This window comes from Amycolatopsis sp., from assembly GCF_025464955.1.
GTDB lineage: Bacteria > Actinomycetota > Actinomycetes > Mycobacteriales > Pseudonocardiaceae > Amycolatopsis.
The window spans coordinates 1-10,671 of record NZ_JAODNM010000087.1; the positions used below are offsets into that span (position 1 = coordinate 1).

The 10,671-nt window shown below is 65.6% G+C and carries 12 protein-coding genes and 2 pseudogenes; 9 read left to right on the forward strand and 5 right to left on the reverse strand.

What is annotated here, in order from left to right; translation table 11 throughout:
- Together JWQ81_RS19075 and JWQ81_RS45010 are read left to right on the forward strand one after the other, a co-directional pair.
- A partial coding sequence (locus tag JWQ81_RS19075) for an IS3 family transposase (protein ID WP_297543360.1) occupies positions 1-278 on the forward strand: 278 nt, incomplete at its 5' end.
- A 176-nt stretch (positions 279-454) separates the two neighbouring features.
- Positions 455-748, forward strand: coding sequence for an integrase core domain-containing protein (locus tag JWQ81_RS45010; protein ID WP_366942315.1), 294 nt, complete (start codon positions 455-457; stop codon positions 746-748).
- Positions 749-1,446: 698 nt separating this feature from the next.
- On the opposite strand, the gene JWQ81_RS19080 is transcribed toward JWQ81_RS45010, so the two are convergent.
- Both JWQ81_RS19080 and JWQ81_RS19085 read right to left on the reverse strand, forming a co-directional pair.
- Complete coding sequence (locus tag JWQ81_RS19080; protein ID WP_297543362.1) at positions 1,447-2,097, reverse strand: hypothetical protein; 651 nt, start codon at positions 2,095-2,097, stop codon at positions 1,447-1,449.
- A gap of 196 nt (positions 2,098-2,293) precedes the next feature.
- A complete protein-coding gene (locus tag JWQ81_RS19085; protein ID WP_297543364.1) occupies positions 2,294-2,917 on the reverse strand; it encodes a dienelactone hydrolase family protein in 624 nt (207 codons plus the stop codon).
- 231 nt (positions 2,918-3,148) lie between these two features.
- On the opposite strand from JWQ81_RS19085, the gene JWQ81_RS19090 reads away from it, so the two are divergent.
- Both JWQ81_RS19090 and JWQ81_RS19095 read left to right on the forward strand, forming a co-directional pair.
- Complete coding sequence (locus tag JWQ81_RS19090) at positions 3,149-4,006, forward strand: NAD-dependent epimerase/dehydratase family protein (protein WP_297543366.1); 858 nt, start codon at positions 3,149-3,151, stop codon at positions 4,004-4,006.
- Between the two features lie 43 nt (positions 4,007-4,049).
- Positions 4,050-5,294 (forward strand): carboxyl transferase domain-containing protein, encoded by a 1,245-nt coding sequence (locus JWQ81_RS19095; protein ID WP_297543368.1) that lies wholly within the window; start codon positions 4,050-4,052, stop codon positions 5,292-5,294.
- A 65-nt stretch (positions 5,295-5,359) separates the two neighbouring features.
- Here JWQ81_RS19095 and JWQ81_RS19100 read toward each other — a convergent pair whose 3' ends face one another.
- The 3 genes from JWQ81_RS19100 to JWQ81_RS19110 are packed head-to-tail and all read right to left on the reverse strand — an operon-like array spanning position 5,360 to position 7,312.
- The gene (locus JWQ81_RS19100) at positions 5,360-6,271 is read right to left on the reverse strand and encodes an alpha/beta hydrolase (protein WP_297543370.1); all 912 of its coding nucleotides are present in this window, start codon (positions 6,269-6,271) and stop codon (positions 5,360-5,362) included.
- Between the two features lie 13 nt (positions 6,272-6,284).
- Positions 6,285-6,941 carry a dienelactone hydrolase family protein gene (locus JWQ81_RS19105; protein WP_297543372.1) on the reverse strand — a complete coding sequence of 219 codons (657 nt, stop codon included), beginning with the start codon at positions 6,939-6,941 and terminating at the stop codon, positions 6,285-6,287.
- Complete coding sequence (locus tag JWQ81_RS19110; RefSeq protein WP_297543378.1) at positions 6,914-7,312, reverse strand: hypothetical protein; 399 nt, start codon at positions 7,310-7,312, stop codon at positions 6,914-6,916. Before JWQ81_RS19110 ends, JWQ81_RS19105 begins: the two co-directional genes overlap by 28 nt.
- A gap of 133 nt (positions 7,313-7,445) precedes the next feature.
- Between JWQ81_RS19110 and JWQ81_RS45015 the strand changes: the two genes are divergently transcribed.
- The 5 genes and pseudogenes from JWQ81_RS45015 (at position 7,446) to JWQ81_RS19135 (ending at position 10,339) form a co-directional block, all read left to right on the forward strand.
- Complete coding sequence (locus tag JWQ81_RS45015; protein WP_366942316.1) at positions 7,446-7,916, forward strand: 2Fe-2S iron-sulfur cluster-binding protein; 471 nt, start codon at positions 7,446-7,448, stop codon at positions 7,914-7,916.
- 11 nt (positions 7,917-7,927) lie between these two features.
- On the forward strand, positions 7,928-8,296 hold the full coding sequence (locus JWQ81_RS19120; RefSeq protein WP_297543375.1) for a DUF4345 family protein: 369 nt from the start codon (positions 7,928-7,930) through the stop codon (positions 8,294-8,296).
- Between the two features lie 120 nt (positions 8,297-8,416).
- A pseudogene (locus JWQ81_RS19125) lies at positions 8,417-8,779 on the forward strand (IS1380 family transposase); the annotation flags it as partial.
- A gap of 57 nt (positions 8,780-8,836) precedes the next feature.
- Positions 8,837-9,004: a hypothetical protein gene (locus JWQ81_RS19130; RefSeq protein WP_297543376.1), complete on the forward strand. Its 168-nt coding sequence runs from the start codon at positions 8,837-8,839 to the stop codon at positions 9,002-9,004.
- Positions 9,005-9,107: 103 nt separating this feature from the next.
- A pseudogene (locus JWQ81_RS19135) lies at positions 9,108-10,339 on the forward strand (IS256 family transposase).
- Positions 10,340-10,671 lie beyond the last annotated feature (332 nt).

A 10,671-nucleotide genomic window follows, 5' to 3' on the forward strand; every position in this document is an offset into this window, starting at 1 on the left:
CTGTCACGTTCATGTGTGCTCATCTCAGCGTGTCCACATCCGGTTTCTACGAGTGGAGGTCCCGGCCGGAGTCAGCCACGGCCGAGCGGCGCGAGAAGGTGAAGCTTCTCGTCCGGAAAGCGTTCGACGATTCGGATGAAACCTACGGTTACCGACGTATTCACGCTCAACTCGTGAGGTGGGACGTCGAGGCCGGGCCGGAGCTGGTGCGATCGGTGATGCGGGGAGTTGGGTCTGGTGGCCTGCCAGCCGAGGCCGTGGCGCTTCAGTCTCACTGAGTCCGGCGCCAGCGGCCCTATCCCTGGCCTGGTCAACCGCGACTTCACGGCGGAGGCGCCTGGCGTCAAGATGGTCGGCGACATCACCTGCATCCCCACGTGGGAAGGGTGGCTCTATTTGGCGACTGTCATCGACTGTCATCGACTGTCATACCAAGGCTGTGGTCGGCTGGGCAATGGACGACAACACGTCGTCCGAATTTGCCGAGACAGTGCGGTCGCTGAAGATCAGGCAGTCAGTCGGTAGGACCGGGATCTGTTACGATAATGCGATGGCGGAGTCGTTCTTCGCAGCACTGAAGAACGATCGGGTGCACCGCACTGAGTACCCAACCCTAGAGCACGCACGCCGGGATATTGCGTACTACATAGAATTCCGATACAATACCCGACGTCTCCATTCCGGTATCGGGTATAAGACTCCACGTGAGATTCATATCGAGTACTTGAACGGAACACGGGCAGCGTAGAATCGCCCCCTGATCACTGTCCGGAAGCCTCGGGGCCCATCATGGACGAGAGCAGTGGTGGCGGTGGGGGATGGCAGCGCCGATGCCGCGCACATACTCTCCGTACGGTGGAGCGGCTATCGTCTGCTGATACCGAAGCGAACGGAACCTTGATGACTGAATACGGCAGGGAACGAGAGCGGCGGCGCCGATCCAGTGCGCTCGTGGGAGTGCTTTTCCTAGCCGCCTTGTCGGTGTCGCTCGCGTTCAAGGTGGGCTGGATCCCCGCGGTGGCCGTACCAGTCGGGGTGCTCTTGTCGGTGTACGTCGTGGGGATGGTTGTTCTGTGGCTCGGTGGGCGGGCCGAAACGCGGCGGCGGGCCGCTGGTGCCGCACCGTCGTGGTCTGCGCAATTGCCGGTGTCAGCGGCTCTGCTGCTGGGCGCCAAAGCCCCCGGTCGGCACTCGCGGCAGCAGGAAGTCGGTGAGTTTATGGGGCGATTGTCCTTGGTCGACGGCGAATTACACTGGGAACCGCGGGAAGGTGACCGGAAACGGGGAGTGGGGCCTGTGGTCTGGGACCGCTCGTGGACGCCGGAGATTGCGCCGGTCTGGGGTCCAGGCGGCCAGGGCTGTCTGACGTTGACCCGCCCCGATGGGATGGCGGTCGACCTGTGGATACGGCACCCCGCTGACCTGCGTAGAGCGCTTGGCATCGGTTTAGCCCGTTAATGGTTTGTGTCCTCGCGACAACTTTGCCGAGACCGTGGGAGGAGCCCACCGCGGCGGACCCGGCAGGTTTGGCGCTGACTCATCGGGGACTTCGCATGGCTGGAGGTCCCCAACGGGCTGCTCGACGAACTCAGTGTCGGCGACCTGGCACTGCGCGACTGTTTCGACACCGCCCGCGCCGCCCTCCGCACTCCACCCCGCAACAGCATCCAGCCCGAGGCGGTTCTGCGGATCCTGGGCAGAATCAGCACCGACGCGTTCACCGCGGCAACCGTCGCCGCCTTCCTCGGCTGCTCCCTCATCGAGGCCGAGGACGCGCTGGACCGTTTGGTGGACGCCAACCTGCTCGACCATGGCGGTCCTCGGCGCTACCGGCTCTGTTCCCTGGCGCAGGCCTACGCCAGGGAACAGAGCCTGCGATATGAGGCCGTTGGGTCCGTCTGAGCCGATCACCCCTGTCAAGGAGTTCGCATGGATGTCGACCTGCGCAAACTGCGGTACTTCGTCGCGCTGGCCGAGGAGCACCTCCTGCAGAATCCCGACGCCGTCCCCGAATGGCGGGATATCGCGCTGGAGCTCCGCGACGGCACGGCGGAACCACTCCTCGTGATCCACAGCGTTGAGGAGAAGCTCGAACACGTGGCGGCCGGAACCGGGATCTCGATCATCCCGATCTCCACCGCGAGCTTCTACACACGCCCCGACGTCGTGCACATCCCCGTCGAGGACATCGCGCCCAACTGGGTGTGCCTGGCGTGGATCGTTCGCGCCGTTCACGAACGATCTACGACTTCGCCGAAATCGCGACCACTCTCGCGCAGGAGGACTGACTTCGTCAGTCTCGGCGGATCTGGTGGGCGACGAAGGCGACGGCGTCGTCGATCTTTTGTCCGGCGACGTCGTGGTCCAAGCCGGGATAGACCCGGATCTCGGCGGTGGCATGCTCCCGCAGCCAGTGTTCGGTACGCCGGACGGTGTCAGCTGGGATCACGAAGTCGTCCTCCCCCCGACCCCAGTAGACCGGGGGACGGGTCTTGGTCAAGATCGCGTCGCCGGGCTCGTGACCGTCCACAATGAACCCTGCCAGGTTCACGCAGTAGCTGAAGCGCGCTGGGGAGTGCCTCATCAGCTGGTGCGACATGGCGGCACCTTGCGAAAAGCCGAGTAGGCCGATCGACGGCGCGTCGAGCGTGCGCGTCCAGCCCAGCACGTCTTCGGTTGCCGCGTTCGCCACCTGGGGTTGAGGATTGCCGATCGGGTTTCCCTCGCGAGGAAACCAGGCGTACCCACCGGCTTCCGGGATGCGCGCCCGGACCGACGCGACCACGAGCTCCTTCGGCAGCAGCGGCACGATCCGCTCGTACAGGTGCGTCTCGTCGTAGCTCCAGCCGTGCAGCATCACCAGCAAGGGACGGTCGCCACGCTCTGGCTCGGACCACAGCACCGCGTCGCGGTCCATACCAGGTTTCCTCGTGGTCCCCATTGATCCTCACCCCTTCGTCCGTGTCGTTGAATGTGCCCGACCCAGGCGAGTGAAGTCCAATACCTGTTTTGAGTTCTGTAATGCGTTCTACGAATCACCACTCCGCGATACCGCGTTGGTATCACAGGGCACGGAATAAGTCTTGGACGGACACAGCGATATCCGCCCATGATGGTGCGGTACCTGATGCGAGAAAAGGGAGTTACCATGAGGGTCTTTCTCACCGGTGGGTCGGGCTATATCGGCCAGGCCACGATCGCCGAACTGGTCGGCCAGGGCCACACCGTGGAAGCACTCGCCCGCAGCGTACGCGCCGAAGAGGCCGTTGTGGCGGTCGGCGCGACGGCGGTTCGAGGCGGACTCGCGGACCTGGAGGTGCTCCGGGAGGCTGCGGCTCGCGCGGAGGCGGTGATCCACCTCGCCCAGGCCTCCTCAGGGGAGGAGGATCTTGCCGCGGCCGCCGCGATGCAGGACGGCGTGGGCGGTGGAACCTACGTCCACACCGGCGGAACCTGGGTCTACGGCGACACCGACGGTGTCCAGGACGAGACGGCGGCGTGGAACCCGCCGGGTGCAGTGGCCTGGCGGAAGGCAGTGGAGGACGCCGTGCTGGCGCGGACGGCCGACGGCGGACGCCCGGTCATCGTGCAGCCCGGATTGATCTACGGCGGCGACAATCGCCTGATCGACGCGTTCTTCGTCCAGCCCGGCACGGAGAAGGGTGCCATCTCCTACATCGGGGACGGTGGCAACCGCTGGGCGCTGGTGCACATCGACGATCTCGCCCCGCTCTATGTCGCCGCCTTGTCGGCGGAGGCCGGTTCGGTCTATGTGGGCGTCGGCGGGGTGAACCCGACCGCGAAGGAGGTCGCCGAGGCGTGTGCACGCGCCGCGGGCCTGGACGGCAAGACCACGTCGATCACGCTTGAGCAGGCCAGTGCCGAAATGGGACCGATCGCGGACGCTTTCGCGCTCGACCAGCAGTTCACTCCGGCCAAGGCTCAGCGAGAGCTGGGCTGGCAGCCCAGCCACACCGAGCCCCTGAGCGTGTTCGCCCAGGACTGAGCTGCCCTGTCGGCCTAGGGTGCTGAACGAGAGATGAGAAAGCGTGACTGCTACGCCGCTGGCGGGAATGTTCGTCAGTGTCGTGACCGCGGTCGACATCTCCAGCGCTGGAGCGTTGCTGGCCGTGGTGCTCGATGTCGACAGCTTCAGGTCGTGGGACTCTCCACCCCGGCAGGTCGCCGACTGGGAGTACAGGGAGGCTCTGGCCCGAGCGGCGCTCCGCAGCGGTGCCGACGAGGCGATCATCACCGGGGAAGGCCTGCTCGCGGGCCGCAGGGTCGCGGTCATGTGCAGCGAGTTCGCCTTCATGGGGGGATCGATCGGCACGGCGGCGGCGCACCGGATCGTCACGGCAGTGCGTCGTGCGACGGCGTCGCGGCTGCCACTCCTCGCGTCGGCGGCGTCGGGTGGGACACGCATGCAGGAAGGTGCCGCGGCGTTCACGCGGACGGCTCCGATCGTGCTGGCCTTGACCGAACACAAGGCGGCCGGTCTGCCATACCTCGTGCACCTGCGAAATCCGGCTACGGGAGGCGTCTTTGCGTCCTGGGCGTCGCTCGGGCACATTACCGTGGCCGAGCCGGGCGCCCTCGTCGGTTTCCTTGGCCCTAGCGTGTTCGAGGCGTTGAACGGCGAGCCGTTTCCGCCCGAAGTCCAGACCGCGCAGGCGTTGTTCGGGCACGGACTCGTCGACGCCGTGCTCCCCACCCGGCTGCTCGCCGGCTACGACCGCGATGCCGGCCGGTCGCCGGGGCCGGCGGACTTGCGGACCGCGCGCCGCGGATTGCGACTCGCCGCCGAACTGCGGTTGCCGTTCGTGAGCGTGATCGACACGGACGGAGCCGAGTTGAGCCCTACTGCCGAGTGGGGCGGCCTCGCCGGTGAGATCGCCCGGTGCCTGGCCGACCTCCAGACTCTCTCGGTCCCGACCCTGTCGGTGCTGCTCGGGCAAGGTGCCGGTGGTGCCGCAATCGCGTTGCTCCCGGCCGACCGCGTGCTCGCCGCCCGGCACGCCTGGCTGTGTCCGCTGCCGCCCGAAGGGGCCGCGATGGTCTGGTACCGCGACACCGGACGCGCTCCCGAAGTCGCGGATGCGCAGCACGTGCGTGCGGCCGATCTGCGACGCTCCGGCGTGGTCGATCGGCTCATCGACGAACGCCCGGACGCGGCCGACGAGCCGGTGGCGTTCGCGTCGCGGACGGCGTCGGCCATCACCTACGAGCTGGCGTGGTTGTGCACAGGTCCCGAAGGGCGGCGGGTCGACCGTCGGGACCGGCTGAGGCCCTGATCAGCCTCGCCCTCGGCTACCGGATCGACGATCCGGTAGCCGAGGCGATTTTCGTGGCCGGGTCGTCATCGCGCAGTGAGGTGCTCCAGGAACCAGTCGCTGGCTGCGCGGGAAGCCACGGTGAACCCGGCACCCGTGTAGGCGTCGAAGTGTCCACCGGGGAGGAACACGATCTTCTTCGGCTCGGACGCCGTCTGGTAGGCCGCGGCGGCCAGGTTCCCGCCGGTCAAACCGTCTTCGCTCCCTACGATCATCAGCAGTGGGGTCGGGGTGATGTCCGGCAGGTACCTCCCCGGCTCGTAACCGTAGAAGAGGTCGATGCTGCGAAGGGTGACTTCGTTCGGCCAGCTGGGATCGAGCTCGGCCCGTGCGTGGGTGAACCAGTCGTAGGAGTCCGGGGTCGGCAGCCCGACGAGTTCGCCGGGGTCGTTGCCGATGACCGGCACCGTCGCAGCCGGCTCGCCCAGAGCTCGGGCTCGACGGTCCGCGGTGAACTGCTCCGGCCCGACGACGCGGTTGTCGACCCGGGCGAGGTTCGCGTAAGTCGCTCGACCGCTAATGAAGGGCGCTTGCCCGCTGACCGCCTTGACTCGGCGGTCGATCGCGGCGACCACGTAGGCGTGCCCGGCCGAGAAACTCGTGCCCCACACGCCGATCCGGTCCGGATCGACCTCGGGCCGGTTCTGTGCGCAGGTGATCGCGTGCTGGTAGTCCCTGACCTGCTCCCACGGGTCAATCTCGTGCCGCGGTTTGCCCGGCGCAGTCTCAGAATCGCCCCAGCCGCGGTTGTCGAAGACGAGGACGGCGAGTCCGGCGGCGGCGAACACCTCCGCGAACCGATCGAGGTACATGTGCTTCGTCGAGGTCCAGCCATGGGCCATGACCACGCAGGGAGCCGGGCCGCTCGCGCCCTCGGCCTCGTAGAACCAACCGCGCAGCAAAGCGCCTTCGGCGTCGAACTCGATGTTGTGACGCATGGGTAATGCTCGCCTACCTCTCTTGGTGGAGCTGCTTGGCGACGAACCCGGCGAGGTCGTCGATTTCCTGTCCGGCGACGTCGTGATCCAGTCCGCTGTAGACCTGGGTTTCGGCGGTGGCATGCTCCTTCAGCCAGCGTTCGGTGCGGTCGACGGCGGTGTCCGGGATGACCCAGTCGTTCTCCCCGCGGCCCGAGTAGACCGGGGGACGGGTCTTGGCCAAGGTCGCGTCGCCGGGCTGTTGATCGGCCACGACGAATCCCGCCAGGCTCACGCCGTAGGCGAAGAGCCCGGGAGCGCGCCGCATCAGCTGGTGGACCATGGCGCCACCTTGGGAGAAGCCGAGCAGGCCGATCGACGGCGCGTCCAGGGTGCGCGTCCACGCCAGAACATCTTCGGTCGCGGCGTTCGCCACCCGGGGCTGGGGATTACCGATGGGATTTCCCGCGCTGGGAAACCAAGCGTACCCGCCGGCCTCCGGAATGCGCGCCCTGACCGAGGCGACCACGAGTTCTTCGGGTAAATGCGAGGCGAGCCGCCGGTAGAGATGCGTCTCGTCGTAACTCCACCCATGCAGCATCACCAGCACGGGCCGGTTACCTCGCTCATTCGCGACCGCCGACCACAGCACCGCGTCGCGGTTCATCCCGGGCTTTGCGGTAATACCCATTCGTCCTCGCTCGTGTCGTCGGTATCTACGACTGTGCCGGAGCCGAGCAAGCCGTGTCCAAGACCTGTTTCCGCTTCTGTGATGCCTTCTCTGCATATCCCTTTCGATCCGGGTTGCGGTCGGAAGACCGCTGGTACCCCCGGGGTATTACAGAGAGCGGAATAGGTCTTTGACGCGAAGGCAGGCGTCCGGCAATGCTCGTATCCGGCGCAGTGGAGTCCCAGACGCGTCATCCAGTCCGCATTCACAGGAACCTCGAAGGAGATGTCGGCATTGAGTGAAGACAAGATGGACTCGCCGCCGGACTGGCTCACGCGCGGACGGTTTCTCGAGGCCACCGCGGTCGCCGGTTCGGCGCTGGCGATCAGCACGGCCGGCTCCGAAGCCGAAACCGAAGCCGGTGAGCCTGCCCCGGAAGCACCTGTGACGCTCAGGATCAACGGCGAGGTGGCCACGGTCCCGGTCGACGGCCGCCGGGTCGCCTCGTGCCTGACCTTCACAGTCATGCACGACGGCGCCGAGGTGACCACGATCGAGGGACTCGAGCAGGGCGGCCGTCTCCGCCCGCTTCAACAGGCCTTCATCGACCGGGACGCCATGCAGTGCCGGTACTGCACACCAGGGCAGATCATGTCCGGGGTCGGGTGCATCACCGAAGGGCATACCTGCGGGTCACGCGCCCCGAGCCGAACGGCGGGTTCCCCGAGACGGCGTCGTCATGGTCGCGCGTCAGCGCCTGCGAGTCGCCGCGCTGACACGCCGGAAACACCCCGATCACCCGGACCAAGGCTTGGTCCAAACGCCGATGATCCAGAATTCCCTCTCAAAGGATGTCCTGAGCACAAACTGTCAACTAACTCCCGAGACCATATACGTCACCGTCGGCTGGCTCAGCCCGAAAATCGGACACGATCAGCTGTATCGGCAGCTCTGAGCGGGCCATTTCGCGACATCAATGTAGCGTTGTGCAAGTGAATCTCGGGCGATTGAGCAGTGCAGCGTTGTTGTTGTCCGGCGTGGCCGGTGTGGTCGCGCCGAAGAGTGTGGGTGAGGCGCTGGAACTCACAATGCCGACCGCGCGGGGCATCTCGGAGACGCGGGCCGGTCTCGGGGGCACGTTCGCGGCCCTTGGCGGGTGGGCGCTGGTGAGCAGCGAATCGGCCGCCGAGACCGCAGTTGGCGTGACTTGGCTCGGTGCGGCTGGCGTGCGACTGGTGTCCCTGGCGCTCGACCGTCCCCGGACCACCTGGACGTACTGGGCCTATCTAGGCCTGGAGATTGGCCTGGGCACCACCGCCCTGCTTTCCGCGAAATCCCGGCGCGAAATCCCGGCGCGAGGCCCCGGTGCATCCTAACCCGGGTGTTGCACGGGGTTTGGGGTGACTCGTGGTCTGAATGCGCGAAAGTGCCTGTCTGGTTGGGGAAACTGGGACTTGATGAGGGTCCATGTCGCCGATCAGAGAGGCACTTCGCGCGTGAAGACTATCAAGAGGCCGCGTCGGTTGAAGGTCAGCGCTGATGGTGCTGGTGTTGTGTCGCATGCTGGGGCCCTGTTGTTGCGGGAGGTGGCGGCGGAGTCGGATGGCGCGGACGCGGTGTCGGGGATCGCGGGGCTGCGGGACCGGCCTGAGTTGTTTGGTGCGGTGGCGTCGTTGCCCACGGCGTGGCGGTTGTTGGAACGCATCGATGAGGAGCATCTGGTCGCGGTGCGGGCCGCGCGTGCGGTGGCGCGGCGGCGGGCGTGGGCCGCGGGTGCCGCCCCGCAGCGGGGGCAGGAGCTGCGGCTGGATTTCGATGCGACGCTGGTGATTGCCCATAGCGATAAGAAAGATGCGGCACCGGTAACTGTTCAGGCCATTTTGTTGCTGTGAGTGGGCATGTGGGATGATCTTGTTGTGGGAGAAGGTGTTCGTCCGTCATACGACGAGCTGGCCGCGCTGGTCGCGGCACAGGCGGTGGAGCTCGCGCGTGCACGCGAGGAGATCACCGCGCTGCGAGCTGAAGTCGCCGCGCTGAAACGCCGCCTGGGCACCAACTCGGGGCGTGTCATGCCAACTGTGTAAGCCGGAGGTGTACCAAGATCGATCGGTCTGAAACCGGCCGGAAGGACACCGAGTGGCGCAGAACACACCGCCTCGTCGTGGTGACGAGGCTGCCGCGCAGCGCTTGGCCGAGGCGCTCTCACCGGAGACGATCGACGCGCTCCTGCAGGACGCGGAAGCCTCCGGAACGCCGGTTGACGGCATGAACGGCCTGCTCAACCAGCTCACAAAAGCCGTGCTGGAGCGGGCGCTACAAACCGAGATGACCGAGCATCTCGGCTACGAATCCGGCTCGCCAGACGGACACGGCACAGGTAATTCCCGGAATGGGAAGACCCGGAAGACAGTGTCCACGATCAGCGGCCCCGTGGAGATTGAGGTTCCGCGGGATCGGAATGGGTCGTTCGAGCCGGCGATCGTGCCGAAACGGTCCCGCCGGCTGGGCAATATCGACGACATGATCCTGTCGTTGTATTCGCGGGGAATGACCACCCGCGAATCGAAGCGCACCTGCGGGAAGTATACGGCGTGAACGCATCCCGCGAATTGATCTCGAATGTCACCGACGTCGTGATCGACGAGGTTAAAGCGTGGCAATCCCGCCCTCTCGACGAAGTCTACCCCGTTCTCTATGTCGACGGGATCCGGTTGCGGATCAAAGACAACGGTGTCGTCACCACGAAGGTCGCCTACCTCGCCATCGGGATCGGCGTCGACGGCCGCAAGCATGCTCTGGGCTGCTGGATCCAGGACACCGAAGGCGCGAAGTTCTGGGCGAAGATCCTCGCCGACCTGAGCAACCGTGGCGTGAAAGACATCCTCATCGCCTGCTGCGACGGTCTCACCGGGCTGCCCGACGCGATCCGGTCGATCTTCCCCGGCACGGTCGTGCGGACCTGCGTCGTGCACGTGATCCGCAACGCCGTGCGGTTCGTGTCGTACAAAGATCGCAAACCCCTGGCGAAAGCGATGCGGGAAATGTATACCGCGTCGACCCTTGAGGCGGCCGAGCTTGCCCGTGACGAATTTCGAAAACTGTACGGAACTCAGTATCCCGGCGCCGTGGACGTCTGGAATAACGCGTGGAACGACTTCATTCCGTTCCTTGACTACCCTCCCCAGTTCCGCAAAGTCGTGTGCACGACAAACGCGATCGAATCCATTAACTTCCAACTCCGGAAAATTACCAAGAACCGCGGCTACTTCCCCGATAAAGACGCGGCAATGAAACTTCTCTGCCTCGGAATTCGGAATATTTCCAGCCAACGAGGAGGCGACTCGGGTACCGGGACCTGGGGCTGGAAAGTGGCACTCAACACGCTAGTCCAACTCTTCCCAGGAGGCATTCCCTGCTGATAACATGCAAACGTAAGCAACTCACCTCCGGCTTACGCAGAAATCATGACAGGGCTCGAACACGCTGCGCGCTGCCCATGGCGAGGAGGCGTTACCCCGGAACCCGCCTGGTCACCCGCACCATCCAACTCCACCTACTGAAACCGGCCCGCGTGTCGCGACACAAATCGGCAGGTCAGCCACCAACAACCCGACTTTGTCCCACCCCCGCCGCAAACGTAGGGTTCGGGCGCGGTCTTCCCTCACTTCGAGGGATGGATGGCCGACGTCCGCAGCTGGATCACCACCGGAAGCTTGCCTGAATAAGGAGAATTTAATGAAAATCGGTTTCA

Coding starts and splice junctions, on each gene's coding strand:
- JWQ81_RS19090 (WP_297543366.1), top strand. CDS start 3,149: ATGAGGGTCTTTCTCACCGGTGGGTCGGGCTATATCGGCCAGGCCACG.
- JWQ81_RS45015 (WP_366942316.1), top strand. CDS start 7,446: ATGCACGACGGCGCCGAGGTGACCACGATCGAGGGACTCGAGCAGGGC.
- JWQ81_RS19085 (WP_297543364.1), bottom strand. CDS start 2,917: ATGGACCGCGACGCGGTGCTGTGGTCCGAGCCAGAGCGTGGCGACCGT.
- JWQ81_RS19100 (WP_297543370.1), bottom strand. CDS start 6,271: ATGCGTCACAACATCGAGTTCGACGCCGAAGGCGCTTTGCTGCGCGGT.
- JWQ81_RS45010 (WP_366942315.1), top strand. CDS start 455: ATGGACGACAACACGTCGTCCGAATTTGCCGAGACAGTGCGGTCGCTG.
- JWQ81_RS19105 (WP_297543372.1), bottom strand. CDS start 6,941: ATGGGTATTACCGCAAAGCCCGGGATGAACCGCGACGCGGTGCTGTGG.